Source organism: Giesbergeria sp., from assembly GCF_028686475.1.
GTDB lineage: Bacteria > Pseudomonadota > Gammaproteobacteria > Burkholderiales > Burkholderiaceae_C > Simplicispira.
This window is the reverse complement of the sequence record NZ_JAQUCA010000012.1, coordinates 49,759-63,538: the sequence shown is the minus strand read 5'-3', so window position 1 is coordinate 63,538 and position 13,780 is coordinate 49,759. Positions and strand designations below refer to the sequence as shown.

Here is a 13,780-nt window from a genome sequence, read left to right as displayed (position 1 = left end):
CTGCTTGTTATGCGCCGCTTTCGCCACCTAACGGGGCAGCACCGCACCGACATCAGCAACCGCCGTTTGGGTTTGTTGCTGGCCTTTAATGCGGGCGCTATCAATGCAGGGGGGTTTTTGGTGTTGCGGCTCTACACCTCGCACATGACGGGCTTTGTCTCTTTGCTGGCCGACAATTTGGTGCTGGGCAATATGCTGCTGGTGCTGAGTGCCTTGGGGGCCTTGCTGTCGTTTGTTGGCGGGGCCGCCCTGACGGCTATTTTGGTGAATTGGTCGTTGCGCCACCGCTTGCACAGCGCTTATGCCCTGCCCTTGCTGATAGAGGCGCTGCTAATGCTGCTGTTTGGGCTGGTGGGCAGCATCACCTTGGATTGGCACACCCCATTTGCGGTGCCGGTCACGGTGTTGTTGCTGTCCTTTATCATGGGGCTGCAAAATGCCACCGTCACCAAAATGTCGTCTTCGCAAATTCGCACTACGCACATGACGGGCATCATCACCGATTTGGGCATTGAGCTGGGCAAAATGCTCTATTGGAACCGCAGCCCACGCCGCCCCGAGCAGCAGGTGCGCGCCAACCTCCAGCGCTTGCGTCTGTTTGCGGGGTTGTTGGGCATGTTTTTGGTCGGTGGCATTGTGGGGGCGCTGGGTTTTAAGCATCTGGGGTTTGTCTCGGTGGTGCCCTTGGCGCTCATTTTGCTCGCCTTGGCGCTGCCGCCCTTGTGGATAGACCGCGCCTACCTGTGGCAACCCGCACGCCGTTTGACGGCTGTGGAGCCGCCGCCCCCACCGCCCCCATCCAGCTGATAGGTGTTGCACCATGTGCGCCCAAGGCTGGCATCATTCGCTACTTTGATTTAATCGAATTTTTCATGACCGATTCCGCGCCCGCCGCTTCTTCTTTATCTGCCTCGATGGCACCCCTTGCTGCCACCGAGGTGGCTGCAAGCTTGGTCGTTACACCGACCGAGGCCGCTGCCGCTGATGGCCCAGCTGATGGCCCTGCTGCTGCACCGCGCCGCCCGCGCACCCGTCGAGGAGGGAAACGTGGTGCCAAAGCCAAAGCCCATGCCAATGCCGACCCTGCGGATGCCACAGCCGTGCCAGCAAGCGCTACCGAAGCGGCCCGCCGTGCGCCACGCCCGGTGCCGCCCATGCTAGAAAAATTGGCCGAACTCTATCCGGCCCTGTTTGGCGCGGTGTTTCGCCCGCTCAAGCGGGGTATTTTTCAAGATTTGATAGCGGCCCACCCCGATTTGTTCGAGCGCGAAGCCCTCAAGCAAGCGCTGGGGCTGCATACGCGCTCTACGCGCTACCTACAAGCCGTGGCCACGGGCCAGCAGCGCTATGACTTGCAAGGCCAGCCCGTCGAGGCGATGGCCCCGGAGCATATCCACCACGCTTTGCTAGAGGTGTACCGCCGCCGCCAAGGCTACAAGCAGCCCGCACTGACTGCCAAGTTGCACGCACGCATCATTGCCAATATCGAAGCCAGCGGCCTAGCGCGCGAAACCTATGCCGAGCGCGTCCGCACGCGCGACGAAGCCGCCACGGCTTTACTCGACCAAGCCTTGGCCGAATTGGCCGCCAAAGTAGCGCGCGAAGAAGCCCTGCTACGCACTTTTGAAGCCAGCGGTCAAAAAAGCCTGCCCGCCTTTGCCGAGATGTATGGCATGGATTTACAAACCGTGGTGCGCGCCTTGCACAGTGCGCGCAGTCGGGCCGCCAAAGCCAGCGCCAGCCCCAACGATGGCCAAGCGCAACCAGACAATACAGCGCTCGGCCTCTAAGCCCGGCACGGTCAAGGGTTCTACCTGAACCACTTGCACCTCGGTGGGCAGGGCAGCGATTTCATCGTGCGGGTGTTTGCCTTTCATGGCCAGCCAGAGGCTGTGCGGCCCCAAGGCAGCCCGCGACCAAGTGGTGAAATCGGGCAAGGAGGCAAAAGCGCGGCAACTGACCACATCAAACGGGCCGGTTAATGCTTCCACCCGCGCATGGATGCCATGCAGGTTTGGCAGTTTTAAGGTGACTGCCGCCTGCTGGAGGAAGGCTGCCTTCTTGGCCACGGTATCCACGCAACTCACGTCCAACGCCGGGCAGCAAATGGCGAACACCACGCCCGGCAGGCCACCGCCAGCACCTACATCCAACAGGCGTGGGGCGGTGCTGCCCGCTGCGGCCAAGCGGGCTAAATGCCGCTGCAAGGGCGGCACGGCAGCCAGACTATCGAGCAGGTGGTGCGTGAGCATTTCTGCCGGGTTGCGTACCGCCGTCAGGTTATACACCTTGTTCCACTTTTGCAGCAAGGCCATAAAGTCGAGCAGTTGTTGCACTTGGGCATCGCTCAAGTGCAGGCCCAGCGCGTGTAGGCCTTGGCGCAGTGGTGCTGCTAAATCGCTGCTGTTCATGCTGCCTCCGGGGTGGTGCTGCTGGCAAAGCCCTTAAAGCCGCCTTTTTTCAGATGCACCAGCAGCAGTGACACGCTGGCCGGGGTAATGCCCGAAATGCGCGAGGCTTGGCCCAAGGTTTCAGGGCGGTGCTTTTGCAGTTTTTGCCGTGCTTCCATGCTCAGGGCAGAGACTTGCAGGTAATCCAACTCGGGCGGCAGGCGCAGGCTTTCGTAGTGCGCCGCGCGTTGCACCTCGTCTTTTTGCCGGTCGATGTAGCCCGCGTATTTAGCGGCAATTTCTACCTGCTCTAACACCGCATCGGTGGCATCGCCCAAGGTTTCACGTGAAACAGCGCTGCTGGCGTATTTGCTGCCGTCCATCTCCATCAAGGCGGCATAAGAGACGTTCGGGCGGCGCAGCAATTCAAACAAGTTGTATTCGTGTTCGATGGCTTTGCCCAGCACGCGCTCCGATTCTGCGGCGGGCAGGATGCGCGGATTGACCCAAGTGGATTTAAGGCGTTCTGTTTCACGTGCCACGGCATCGCGCTTGCGGCTGAAGGCTTCCCAACGGGCATCGTCCACCAAGCCCATGTGGCGGCCTTGCTCGGTCAGGCGCATATCGGCGTTGTCTTCGCGCAGTTGCAGGCGGAACTCGGCCCGGCTGGTGAACATGCGGTAGGGTTCGGTCACGCCCTTGGTAATCAGGTCATCTACCAGCACGCCCAAATAGGCTTCATCGCGCCGGGGCAACCACGGGTCTTGGCCCCGGCATTGCAGCGCGGCATTCAAACCGGCAAACAAGCCTTGGGCGGCGGCTTCTTCGTAGCCCGTGGTGCCGTTGATTTGGCCGGCAAAGAACAAGCCTTGAATCTGCCGGGTTTCAAAATTGCTTTTGAGCGCGCGCGGGTCAAAGTAGTCGTATTCGATGGCATAACCGGGGCGCAAAATGTGGGCGTTCTCTAGCCCCTTCATGCTGCGTACCAGCGCCAATTGGATGTCAAATGGCAGGCTGGTGCTGATGCCATTGGGGTAGAACTCGTGCGTGGTCAAACCTTCTGGCTCTAAGAAGATTTGGTGGCTGTCTTTGTCGGCAAAGCGGTTGATTTTGTCTTCCACGCTAGGGCAGTAGCGCGGCCCCACGCCTTCAATTTTGCCGGTGAACATGGGGCTGCGGTCAAAGCCACTGCGAATGATGTCGTGCGTGCGCTGGTTGGTGTGGGTAATCCAGCACGGCATTTGCTGCGGGTGCATGGCCGCCTTGCCCATAAAACTGAACACCGGCAGCGTGCCCTCGTGATTGCCGCCGGGCATACCGTCGCCGGGCTGCTCGGTGCATTGGGCAAAATCAATCGTGCGGCCATCAATGCGCGGTGGCGTGCCGGTTTTGAGGCGCGCTTGCGGCAGTTGTAGCTCTTTCAGGCGCGCCGACAGGCTGATGGCGGGCGGGTCTCCGGCACGGCCAGCGGCATAGTGGTTCAGGCCGACATGCACTTTGCCATCCAAGAAGGTTCCGGCGGTCAGTACCACGCTGCGGCTGCGAAAGCGCACGCCAATTTGCGTCACAGCCCCCACCACCCGGTCGCCTTCCAGCATCAAATCATCCACCGCTTGCTGGAATAGCCAGAGGTTGGGTTGGTTTTCCAGCATCCGGCGGATAGCCGCTTTGTACAAAATCCGGTCGGCCTGCGCCCGCGTGGCGCGCACGGCGGGGCCTTTGCTGCTGTTGAGGATGCGAAATTGAATGCCGCCTTCGTCCGTGGCCAGCGCCATCGCACCGCCCAAGGCATCCACTTCTTTCACCAAATGGCCTTTACCGATGCCGCCAATGCTCGGGTTGCAGCTCATCTGGCCCAAGGTTTCGATGTTGTGGGTGAGCAGCAAGGTCTGGCAACCCATGCGGGCAGCGGCCAAAGCGGCCTCGGTTCCGGCATGGCCGCCACCGACCACGATGACATCGAATTCCTGGGGATACAACATGGGCTGTCCTGCGCTGCGGGGCTAAAGTAAAGGGTGCTGATTTTCCCACTTTTCCTACTTTTGCCACCGCTGCTGGCTTGTGCCACACTGGCAGGTTTTATTTGAACCTCAGTAATGCTATGCCCCATACCGTTCCGGCTTGTCCACAATGCAGCTTAGAAAACACCTATCCCGATGGCGCGCAGTATGTTTGCCCCGATTGCGGCTTCGAGTGGCCAGCACAGCCCAACAACGCCGATGCTGATGAAGCCGCCAGTGATGGCGTAGTGCGCGATGCCAATGGCAACGCATTGGCCGATGGAGACGCCGTGATTCTGGTGAAAGACCTCAAAGTCAAAGGTGCGGGCGCTACCCTGAAAAAAGGCACCAAAATCAAGGGGATACGCTTGGTAGATGGTGCCGACGGCCACAATGTGGATTGCAAAACTGACCTCGGTAGCCTGCTGCTGAAATCAGAGTTTTTGAAAAAAGCCTCGTAGCCCGCTGGGCGGGTGGCGGGCTTGTTACGGGCGTTTAAGGCAGCGTGTAGAGCGGAATATCTTTCTCTGCCGCCAGCGCCTCTAGTTGCGCCCGGGTTTGTGGGGCGACAAAACGGGCAATGGCCTTGTGGGTGCTGGTGGCGCGCAAGGTAGCGGCATCGACTGGCAGGGCCAATCCGGCAGCTTGGCACAGGCGCGCCGCAAAATGGGGTTCTAAGGCGGCCAGCGCTACCCGGCCATCGGCGCAGGCGTATATCTGGTAGCCCGCATGGGCTCCGCCGGTGTCGGTATCGGCGGCCATGAGGCCCCAAGTGGCGGGCAAAGCCATCCACTGGGCTGATTCGGCCAAACCCACATCCATACAAACGCCTTGGCCGGTTTGACTGCGCGCCAATTGCGCTTGCAAGATGGCCTCACTGGCGGCCAAACTACCAGCCATGTCGGCCAGCAAGGTGGCGGGCATTTGCAAGCCCGGTAGCAGACCGGCCTCGGCTTGGTAGGTTAAATCGTGGCCCGGCTCATCGGCCCGCGCTCCGGTGGCCCCAACAATCCGCACCATCGACAACTGTGGATAACGTTCGTGCAGCAGTGGCCAATCCAAGCCCAGCTTGTGCAAGGCCGAGTGCCGAAACGAGGTGAGCAGCACATCGGTGTTGGCCAGTGCTTGGTGCAGCAAGGCTTGGCCGCCTTCGGTTTTGAGTTGGGCGTGCAACACTTGGATGCCTTGCTGCAAGGCGGCATAGGCGCTGGGGCTGTAATGCTGCATTGGGTCTGCCGTGGGCAAGCCGGGGGGCGGCGGTGGCTCCAGCTTGGTGCAGTGCGCCCCCATCGCGGCGCAGCGCAACAGGGCAGCGGGGCCAGGCAGGTTCAAGGCCAAACTCAAAATACGAAGGCCGCGCAGGGGCTGGACAGAAAAGCAGACGGTCATGAAGAAGGCAGCGCTAGGTGAATGGAAGCAAGCATTTTGGCCAAACTGGGGGGGTCTATCTATCCGGCCTTACCCCTGCCGCGTGCCATTGCAGTCGGGATAATGGACGCAGCCCCAAAAGCGTTGGCCCGCCTGTGGCCCTTTGCGCGCCAAACGTAGCAACATCGGGGCAGCACAGACTGGACAGGTCGGTGCGCCTTGCGCCGCCGCTGGGGCGCGCGGTGGCTGGCTGGGGCGCTGGGGCGCGGTGCGCTCTGGGGCGGCTGGCGCTGGCCGTCGGGTTGGTAGCGCCACGGATGCGGGTGGCACGGGTGTGGTGGCGGCAGGGGTAGTACTAGGGGCCGCTGCGCGCCGGGGCGGAGTAGGCACCGCTGCCGGAGGCGTTTGCGCCACTGGCACCGTTTGCGCGGGTCGTTGTCGAAAAATCTCTTTGGCTTGGGTTTGGTGCAACCATTGCAGCAGCGCGGGGCCATCAATCAGCGACAGGTTGCGCCCTTGGGCAAACTCGATGGCCGGTTTGGTAAAGCGCCCTGAAGTGACGACAAAACCGCCATCGGCACCTTTGGCGGTCATCAGGCCGAACATTTCGCGCACTACCTCGACACTGACGCGAAAGGCTTTCCACTGTTTGCACTGCACCAAAAATTTTTCGCCATTGCGGCGCAAAATCAAATCAATGCCGCCATCGGCACCACCGCCGCCGGTTTCTTCGACTTGGTAGCCCAAGCGCCGAAAGACTTCGCCCACCAGCACTTCAAATTCTTGCCAGGTGATGTCATCGAGTGCATCAGCCGCCGGGTTGGCAGTGACTTGTTGCAGCAGCTCGGCGCGCTTGCGTTGCTCGCGCCAGGCCAACCAAGCCCCAGCCAAGCACAGTGCAGGCAGCAGATACTGCCCCAGCGTGGCCAGCCCACGCGCCAGCAAGGCCCCAGCGTGCTGGTACAAGCTGGCCAAGCTATGCACGTCGGGCTGGGGCTGGCTGGCAATGTAGTGCAGCCCGATATAAAACGCCAGCGCCAGCAATACCCCCAGCCACCACGGCAACCACGCGGCCACGCCAATGGCACTGCGCGTGATGGCTTGCAGCTCGCCCCAGGTGGTCGGGTCTTCTTGTTTGCGACGTGCCATCGCCCAGCCTCCGCCGCTTTAGCCCAGATGTTTGCTGACAATGCCCGCCAGCTCAAACATGCTAATTTGGGGTTTGCCAAACACCGGCAACAGTTTGGCATCGGCATTGATAAGCTGTTTGTTGCTGGCCTCTTGCAGTTGGTGTGTACGCACATAGTCCCAAATCTTTTTCGTGACATCAAGGCGGGCCATAGGTTCGGCACCAATCACGGCGGCCAGCGCAGCACTGGGCAGTTTGCCGGGAGTAGGGGCACGCGGGGTTTTGGCCGCTTTTTTGGCAGGCGCTTTTTTGGCTGGGGCGGCTTTGCTGGTTTTGGGGGCAGTGGCTGCCCCGGCCTTGGGGGGGTATTTGCTGACGCGCGGTTCAAATTCAAAATTCACTTTGCCTGCGGCCTTGTCCCAAACCAAGAAGGCCTTGAACGCGCGGCGGGTGCGCGGGCTGAAGAATTGCTCTAACAAGTCTGTTTTGCCACTGCTGAGCAATTTGTGCATCTGCTCGCGCGCCACGGCTTGTTGCAAGATGACGGTGCCACTCTTAAAGTTGCAGGTGGCTACCGGCTGGGCGGCGGTGGCTACGGCGCGGCTGCACACATAGTGGCTGCCGTGTTCATAGACGGGTGCGCCGCACTGCGGGCAAGCCCCCAAAGATTCTTGAGCGGCAAAGTCCACCAGCTCGCCGCTGTCGGCAGCGTTTTTGTCATCCCCAAAATCAAACTCTAGTTTGTAGTTGTGCGCTTCGTCGTCGTAGGTCAGGGCGATTTCGGCGGTGAAGGGCCAACCGGCCTTGGAGCGAAAACCCTCCAGTGGCCCCAAGCGGCGCTGCGCCAGCAGTTGCTCGGCCTCTTGCGGCTCAAAGGTGCGGCCAGCAGGTGATTTGCCAAACGAGAAGCCGCAGGGCTCGGCCCCCGGTTTGCCCACGCAGGCATAGCGGCGGTAGTTCTCTTTCACTGCGCCGCCACAGTTGGGGCAAGGGGCTTGCAATTGCACATAGTCGCCGGGGATGGTGTCGCGGTCGTACTCTTTGGCTTTTTTCACCATGCGCTCGGTCATGGCGGCAATTTCGGCCATGAAGCTGTCGCGGCTGAGTTGGCCTTTTTCCATCTGCGCTAACTTGTATTCCCATTCGCCCGTTAAGTCGGCGCGCGAGAGTTCTTTGACATCCAAGCCGCGCAGCAGCGTCATCAATTGGAAGGCTTTGGCCGTGGGGATGATTTCACGCCCTTCGCGCAGCATGTATTTTTCGGTCAGCAGTCCTTCGATGATGGCAGCGCGCGTGGCAGGCGTTCCTAAGCCTTTGTCGCGCATCGCCTCGCGCATGGTTTCGTCTTCCACCTGCTTGCCGGCGCTTTCCATCGCCCCCAGCAGGGTGGATTCGGAATAACGCGCTGGCGGGCGGGTTTTGAGGGCTTTGGGGTCCACTTGTTGCGCCAAGGGCTGCTCGCCTGCTTGCACCGGCACCAAATGTTGGCCTTTGTCGCCGTCTTTGGCATCGGCGGTTTCGCTGGCGGCATCTTTGCCGTAAATGGCCAACCAGCCCGGTTTGACCAATACTTTGCCCTCGGTTTTGAAGTGGTAGCTTTGTCCGGCCTGTTCTACTTTGCTGATGCGCGTAGTGACCAAGTATTCGGCACTGGGAAAGAACACCGCCATAAAGCGGCGCGCCACCAAATCGTAGAGTTTTTGTTCGGCCTCGCTCAAATCACCGGGGGCTTGCAAGGTCGGGATAATGGCAAAGTGGTCGGACACTTTGCTGTTGTCAAAAATGCGTTTGTTCAGGCGGATATAGCCTTGGTTGAGCGCGGTTTGGGCGTGCGCTGCCAAGTGGCCCATGCCGCTGCCCGCCAGCATGGCAAAGGTTTGCTGGGCCACGGGCAGGTAGTCTTCGGGCAGGGCGCGCGAGTCGGTACGCGGGTAGGTCAGGGCTTTGTGGCGCTCGTACAGGCTTTGCGCCAGCGCCAGCGTGGTTTTGGCCGAAAAGCCAAACTTGCTGTTGGCCTCGCGCTGCAAGCTGGTCAGGTCAAACAGCAGGGCGCTGGCTTGGGTGGCGGGCTTGCTCTCTTCTGTCACTTGGGCCGGGCGGCCACGCGCGGCAGCGGCAATCGCTTGCGCTTGCTGGGCCGACCAAACCCGGTCGGCGCGTTGCTCGGGGTCGTCGGTTTTTTTCCATTGGGGGTCAAACCAGCGGCCGGGGTAGTCGCCCGCTTGGGCGGCAAAGCTGGCATGGATTTCCCAATAATCGCGGCTGACAAATTTGCGGATTTTTTCTTCGCGTTCCACCACCAACGATAGCGTAGGCGTTTGCACCCGGCCCACCGTGGTTAAAAAGAAGCCGCCATCGCGCGAATTGAAAGCCGTCATGGCGCGCGTGCCGTTGATGCCGACCAGCCAATCGGCCTCGGAGCGGCTGCGCGCTGCATCGGCCAAGCCTTGCATTTGGGCGTTGCTACGCAACTGCTGAAAGCCATCGCGAATCGCTTGCGGGGTCATGGATTGCAACCACAAGCGCTGCACCGGCTTACCCAGCGGTTTGCTGCCGCCCGCGTATTGCTCAATCAGCCGGAAGATTAACTCGCCTTCGCGCCCGGCATCGCAGGCGTTAATCAGCTGCGTCACATCCTTGCGCTTGGCTTGTTTGACCACCGCATTCAGGCGTGCCTTGGTTTTTTCTACCGGCTTCAAATCAAAGTAGGGCGGAATGACGGGCAAATGGGCAAAGCTCCATTTGCCGCGCTTCACGTCAAACTCCTCGGGGGCTTGGATTTCGACCAAATGGCCCACTGCGCTGGTAACAACGTAGTGTTCGTTCTCAAAATGGTCATCGTGCTTGTCAAACTTGCCCGCTACGGGGGTCAGGGCGCGCACAATGTCTTGGGCTACCGAAGGTTTCTCGGCAATGACCAGGGTCTTGCTCATGGGCTAATTTCTCTCTATCGGAAAATGGAGGCACCGGCTATGTTGGCCGGGCGCTCCTACAATCTGGGTTTTCGCGCGTACACGCGCACGCGCATGTGTGCCCATTAAACTTAACAGAGTTTTGCTATGCCCCGCACCGCGCCTCCTATCAGCCCTTCTGCGCGCCGCCGCATCCAGACCCGCCGCTCGGGGGTGCATGGCAAAGGCGTATTTGCCCTGCAAGACATTGCACCGGGCGAAGTGATTATCGAATACACCGGCCAAATTATCAGCTGGGAGGAGGCGCAAAACCGCCACCCCCACGACCCGCTGCAACCCAACCACACCTTTTATTTTCACATTGACGAAGACCGGGTGATTGATGCCTTGGTGGGGGGCAACTCCGCGCGTTGGATTAACCACAGCTGCCAACCCAACTGCTACGCCGATGAGCGCGGTGGGCGTATTTTTATCACCGCCTTGCAAGCAATTGCGGCAGGCGAAGAGCTGAACTACGACTATGGCCTCATCATCGAGGAGCGCTACACCGCCAAACTCAAAGCCCAATACCCTTGCTACTGTGGCAGCAGTGTCTGCCGGGGCACCTTGCTGGCCCCCAAGCGCGGCTGGCGGCCCCCGATGCCTGGCAGTTTTCAGGAGCAAGGCGATAGCGTATGAGCCAGCAACCTCAAACCCAAACTCCACCCCTGCGCTGGCCCGCCGAAGCCCTGTGGGAGGCCATCGCGCCACAATGGCCGAGCTTTAGCGTCGAAGTGCTGCCGCGCATTGATTCGAGCAACTCCGAGCTGATGCGCCGCGCGCGCGCTGGCCAGTGCGAGCCGATTTTGCTGGTGGCCGAACAGCAAACCGCCGGGCGGGGGCGCTTGGGCCGCCAATGGCTGGGCCAGCTGGGCGATTCTTTGCTGTTCTCGCTGGGGTTGCCATTGGCACCACAAGACTGGTCGGGCTTGTCGCTGGCGGTGGGCGTGAGCGTGGCCGAGAGCCTGCAAGCCGTGTTGCCCCCTTTGGGCAGTGGCCAACCGCGCCTGTGCCTCAAATGGCCCAATGATTTGTGGCTGTGTGATGGCCGCAGTGACCGCAAATTGGGCGGCATTTTGGTCGAGACCGCCAATTTTGTGCCGATGCAAACCGATGCCCGCCACCCGACACGCCCAGCGGCCACCCGCTATGTGGTGATTGGTATCGGCCTGAACCTGCGTCCCCAAGACAGCACCGGGCTGTCTTTGCCAGCGGCTTGCCTGCAAGAAATTCATGCCGAGATGGATGCCCCTGGTGCTTTGCTGCAAGTCGTGCCCGCGCTGGTGGCGATGCTGCAATCTTTTGAAGCCTATGGTTTTGCCCCGATACAGGCACGGTTTGAGGTGCGTGATGCACTGCAAAACCGCAGCGTGGTGTTAAGCGATGGCCAAACCGGCAGCGCGCACGGCGTGGGCGAAGATGGGGCCTTGCGCGTCATGACGACCCAAGGAATGCAGCACATCACCAGCGCTGAAGTCAGTGTACGCCCGGCCTATGCTGCCGCCACTTTGTCCATCTGAGGCGTGTTTGTTGCCATGTTACGTTCTACCGTTTTAATTTTGGCGCTGGCCAATGCTGGCTACTACGCTTGGTCACATGGGCTGCTGCCGCTGGGCAACACCACGACAGCCACCGAGTCTGAGCCGCAGCGCGTGGCCCAGCAACTGCACCCCGAAGCCCTGCGTATCGTGCCTAAAGCAGGCGCGCTGGCCGCCAGCACCGAAGAAGAAGCTGTTGAACCGGATCCAGCGCTGGAGGCGCCCCCTGCAACGATAGAGCCACAGCTGCCTACGATTACCCCCCCCACAGAGCCAGCCACTGCGCCCGTGGCCGCCAGCGCCGCACCCGCAACGCCGCCTGCACCCTTGCCAGCACTGGCGGCGGCGGTGCCAGCAGCGGCAGCAGTCACAGCCGCAGCGGCAGCAGCGGCACCCGTGGCCAAAAAAGAAGTCAAGCAGGAAGTCAAGCCTGCTGCCCCCCCCACCATTTGTTTGCAAGCGGGTGCCTTCAACACGGCCCAAGCCGAAGTGCTGCGTAAAGCCTTGGGTGGATTGCCTGCGGGCAGTTGGAACCTTAGCAGCGCCACCTTGCCCGGACGCTGGATGGTCTATATGGGGCGCTTTCCGGACCTTGAATCGCTGAACAAAAAGCGCAAAGAGCTGCAAGAGCGCAACATCAGCTACGACCGCCCACGCATCGCCGCCCTGGAGCCGGGCCTGTCTTTGGGCCGCTACTCCAGCGAGGAGGCGGGCGAACGTGCCTTGGCTCAACTCAACGCCAAAGGCATACGCAGTGCCAAGGTGGTGCAAGAGCGCGCCGAAACCCCGGCTTTTGTGTTACGCCTACCCACCGTGGCCCCCGATGCCCGCCAGCGCATCGCCAGCACTTTGCGCCCGGCTTTGGCTGGCAAAACCTTGCGCCCCTGCGCGGGGGATTAACGAATCAAGGTAAGCGGCAGCTGGAGGCCGTCCGCTTGAGCGCCGGGTTAGGCACTGGTTATGCTGCGCTATTGACCTACAACGGCAAGCACGGCCTTGGGATTGGTGCTGGCAATTGCGAGCAAAGTGCGGGCTGCACCGCTAGGCTGCTTGCGTCCTTGCTCCCAACCTTGCAGCGTTCGTACGGAAACGCCCATGAGTGCTGCAAACTGGGATTGAGAAAGACCCGTCTTTTTGCGTGCTTCGATGACAGGTGAAGTCACCACATTGAGCTGACTAGACTTCATTTCGTAGATAGCCTGGAGCAGGTCTGCGGCAAGGTCACGTTCAGCTTCGTATGCAGCCAGTTCTTTGTCGGTGAGGGGCTTATTCTTCGAGGGCACGTCGAATCTCCTTGAGCTTGGGGCCTGTGAGGTTATCTGTTTTCGACTTGGCATAAAGCGTCAGTAAAACGACCTCACCATTTACTGTGCGAGTGAAGTAAATCACCCGCACACCACCAGATTTGCCCGAACCAGTCCGAGACCATCGCACCTTGCGAATACCACCAGATTCGGGCACAACATCTCCGGCAGTCGGGTGATCAGCAATGTAAGCGGCAAAAGCACCTCTCTCTTCCTCTGTCCAATAGAGCGGCCATTGCTTCTGAAAGAGCATCGTTTGAACGACTGTTAGCATGCGCGGACGATACTCCCTAGGAGTAGGATTGTCTAGTACTTCCGTCTGATAGGCCTAACTCAGGCTGGCCGCCAAGGCGACAAATTCGGCCACCGGCACTTCTTCGGCGCGGCGTTGCACATCAAACTGGCCGGTAAAGCCTTTTTCGTCCAGCCAGCGCCCCAAGGTGTGGCGCAAGAGTTTGCGCCGTTGGCTAAAGGCTACCTGCACCAGCGTTTCTAGCAATTTGGGGTTCAGGGCCACGGGCTGAGCGCGCGGCACCATGCGAACCACCGCGCTGTCTACACGCGGTGGCGGGTCAAAACTCTCGGGCGGGACAAACAGCACGTTTTCCATCGCATAACGCCATTGCAGCATCACCGAGAGGCGGCCATAGTCGCTGGTGGCGGGGTGGGCCACCATGCGGTCTATCACTTCCTTTTGCAGCATAAAGTGCTGGTCGGCAATCACATCCACAAAGGGCAGCAGGTGGAACAAAATCGGCGTAGAGATGTTGTAGGGCAGGTTGCCCACCACGCGGATTTGGGGCGCGGCCAGCGTTTGCGCTACTTGGGCAAAATCCACTTTCAGCACATCGGATTCAATCACGTTGAGCTGGCTGTGCAGGCGCAGGCGCAATGCCAAATCGCGGTCCAGCTCAATCACCGTCAGGCGGCCTAGGCGCTCGACCAAGGGCTGGGTCAGGGCAGCCAAGCCGGGGCCAATCTCTACCACCGACTGGCCCGGTTGCGGGTCTATGGCATCGACGATGGCATCAATGATGCCCCGGTCAGACAGAAAATGCTGACCGAAGCGTTTGCGGGGTATGTGTTTCATCAAGATGGGC

At 60.5% G+C, this 13,780-nt stretch carries 14 protein-coding genes; 6 read left to right on the top strand and 8 right to left on the bottom strand.

The annotated features are described in order from the left end of the window. The first annotated feature begins 9 nt into the window (after positions 1-9). Together PHX60_RS09805 and PHX60_RS09800 are read left to right on the top strand one after the other, a co-directional pair. Positions 10-807, top strand: coding sequence for a YoaK family protein (locus PHX60_RS09805; RefSeq protein WP_300077094.1), 798 nt, complete (start codon positions 10-12; stop codon positions 805-807). After that, positions 744-1,790, top strand: coding sequence for a ProQ/FINO family protein (locus PHX60_RS09800; RefSeq protein ID WP_300077093.1), 1,047 nt, complete (start codon positions 744-746; stop codon positions 1,788-1,790). The genes PHX60_RS09805 and PHX60_RS09800 overlap by 64 nt, the downstream gene beginning before the upstream one ends. Here the strand turns inward: PHX60_RS09800 and rsmG are convergent. Further along, positions 1,680-2,411, bottom strand: a complete 732-nt coding sequence (gene rsmG / locus PHX60_RS09795) for a 16S rRNA (guanine(527)-N(7))-methyltransferase RsmG (RefSeq protein WP_300077092.1) — start codon at positions 2,409-2,411, stop codon at positions 1,680-1,682. The genes PHX60_RS09800 and rsmG overlap by 111 nt on opposite strands. Continuing rightward, a complete protein-coding gene (gene mnmG, locus PHX60_RS09790; protein WP_300077091.1) occupies positions 2,408-4,372 on the bottom strand; it encodes a tRNA uridine-5-carboxymethylaminomethyl(34) synthesis enzyme MnmG in 1,965 nt (654 codons plus the stop codon). The genes rsmG and mnmG overlap by 4 nt, the downstream gene beginning before the upstream one ends. Positions 4,373-4,491: 119 nt before the next feature. Between mnmG and PHX60_RS09785 the strand changes: the two genes are divergently transcribed. Then, on the top strand, positions 4,492-4,851 hold the full coding sequence (locus PHX60_RS09785; RefSeq protein WP_300077090.1) for a zinc ribbon domain-containing protein YjdM: 360 nt from the start codon (positions 4,492-4,494) through the stop codon (positions 4,849-4,851). A gap of 34 nt (positions 4,852-4,885) precedes the next feature. Here PHX60_RS09785 and PHX60_RS09780 read toward each other — a convergent pair whose 3' ends face one another. The 3 genes from PHX60_RS09780 to PHX60_RS09770 all read right to left on the bottom strand — a co-directional run bounded on the left by PHX60_RS09780 (position 4,886) and on the right by PHX60_RS09770 (position 9,820). Next, positions 4,886-5,779: a CoA transferase gene (locus PHX60_RS09780; RefSeq protein WP_300077089.1), complete on the bottom strand. Its 894-nt coding sequence runs from the start codon at positions 5,777-5,779 to the stop codon at positions 4,886-4,888. A 69-nt stretch (positions 5,780-5,848) separates the two neighbouring features. Continuing rightward, positions 5,849-6,907, bottom strand: coding sequence for a restriction endonuclease (locus tag PHX60_RS09775; protein WP_300077088.1), 1,059 nt, complete (start codon positions 6,905-6,907; stop codon positions 5,849-5,851). Positions 6,908-6,925: 18 nt separating this feature from the next. Then, positions 6,926-9,820: a DNA topoisomerase III gene (locus PHX60_RS09770; RefSeq protein WP_300077087.1), complete on the bottom strand. Its 2,895-nt coding sequence runs from the start codon at positions 9,818-9,820 to the stop codon at positions 6,926-6,928. 126 nt (positions 9,821-9,946) lie between these two features. Here PHX60_RS09770 and PHX60_RS09765 point away from each other — a divergent pair, with 126 nt between their 5' ends. The 3 genes from PHX60_RS09765 to PHX60_RS09755 are packed head-to-tail and all read left to right on the top strand — an operon-like array spanning position 9,947 to position 12,276. Continuing rightward, on the top strand, positions 9,947-10,477 hold the full coding sequence (locus PHX60_RS09765; protein WP_300077086.1) for an SET domain-containing protein-lysine N-methyltransferase: 531 nt from the start codon (positions 9,947-9,949) through the stop codon (positions 10,475-10,477). After that, positions 10,474-11,358, top strand: a complete 885-nt coding sequence (locus tag PHX60_RS09760) for a biotin--[acetyl-CoA-carboxylase] ligase (RefSeq protein WP_300077085.1) — start codon at positions 10,474-10,476, stop codon at positions 11,356-11,358. Before PHX60_RS09765 ends, PHX60_RS09760 begins: the two co-directional genes overlap by 4 nt. A gap of 15 nt (positions 11,359-11,373) precedes the next feature. Beyond that, entirely contained in the window at positions 11,374-12,276 is a 903-nt protein-coding gene (locus tag PHX60_RS09755) for an SPOR domain-containing protein (RefSeq protein WP_300077084.1), read from the top strand. Positions 12,277-12,344: 68 nt separating this feature from the next. Here the strand turns inward: PHX60_RS09755 and PHX60_RS09750 are convergent, their stop codons facing one another. From PHX60_RS09750 to rsmA, 3 genes are read right to left on the bottom strand one after another with little or no spacing between them, the layout of a single operon-like run. Then, positions 12,345-12,659 carry a helix-turn-helix domain-containing protein gene (locus tag PHX60_RS09750; RefSeq protein ID WP_300077083.1) on the bottom strand — a complete coding sequence of 105 codons (315 nt, stop codon included), beginning with the start codon at positions 12,657-12,659 and terminating at the stop codon, positions 12,345-12,347. Next, a complete protein-coding gene (locus PHX60_RS09745; RefSeq protein WP_300077082.1) occupies positions 12,643-12,954 on the bottom strand; it encodes a type II toxin-antitoxin system RelE/ParE family toxin in 312 nt (103 codons plus the stop codon). The genes PHX60_RS09750 and PHX60_RS09745 overlap by 17 nt, the downstream gene beginning before the upstream one ends. Positions 12,955-13,008: 54 nt before the next feature. Next, positions 13,009-13,770 carry a 16S rRNA (adenine(1518)-N(6)/adenine(1519)-N(6))-dimethyltransferase RsmA gene (gene rsmA, locus PHX60_RS09740; RefSeq protein ID WP_300077081.1) on the bottom strand — a complete coding sequence of 254 codons (762 nt, stop codon included), beginning with the start codon at positions 13,768-13,770 and terminating at the stop codon, positions 13,009-13,011. Positions 13,771-13,780 lie beyond the last annotated feature (10 nt).

Bases quoted from the DNA above. Each gene is read 5' to 3' on its own strand.
- mnmG (WP_300077091.1), bottom strand. From the start codon at position 4,372: ATGTTGTATCCCCAGGAATTCGATGTCATCGTGGTCGGTGGCGGCCAT.
- PHX60_RS09805 (WP_300077094.1), top strand. From the start codon at position 10: ATGCGCCGCTTTCGCCACCTAACGGGGCAGCACCGCACCGACATCAGC.
- PHX60_RS09785 (WP_300077090.1), top strand. From the start codon at position 4,492: ATGCCCCATACCGTTCCGGCTTGTCCACAATGCAGCTTAGAAAACACC.
- PHX60_RS09760 (WP_300077085.1), top strand. From the start codon at position 10,474: ATGAGCCAGCAACCTCAAACCCAAACTCCACCCCTGCGCTGGCCCGCC.
- PHX60_RS09745 (WP_300077082.1), bottom strand. From the start codon at position 12,954: ATGCTAACAGTCGTTCAAACGATGCTCTTTCAGAAGCAATGGCCGCTC.
- PHX60_RS09775 (WP_300077088.1), bottom strand. From the start codon at position 6,907: ATGGCACGTCGCAAACAAGAAGACCCGACCACCTGGGGCGAGCTGCAA.
- rsmG (WP_300077092.1), bottom strand. From the start codon at position 2,411: ATGAACAGCAGCGATTTAGCAGCACCACTGCGCCAAGGCCTACACGCG.
- PHX60_RS09770 (WP_300077087.1), bottom strand. From the start codon at position 9,820: ATGAGCAAGACCCTGGTCATTGCCGAGAAACCTTCGGTAGCCCAAGAC.
- rsmA (WP_300077081.1), bottom strand. From the start codon at position 13,770: ATGAAACACATACCCCGCAAACGCTTCGGTCAGCATTTTCTGTCTGAC.
- PHX60_RS09780 (WP_300077089.1), bottom strand. From the start codon at position 5,779: ATGACCGTCTGCTTTTCTGTCCAGCCCCTGCGCGGCCTTCGTATTTTG.
- PHX60_RS09755 (WP_300077084.1), top strand. From the start codon at position 11,374: ATGTTACGTTCTACCGTTTTAATTTTGGCGCTGGCCAATGCTGGCTAC.
- PHX60_RS09765 (WP_300077086.1), top strand. From the start codon at position 9,947: ATGCCCCGCACCGCGCCTCCTATCAGCCCTTCTGCGCGCCGCCGCATC.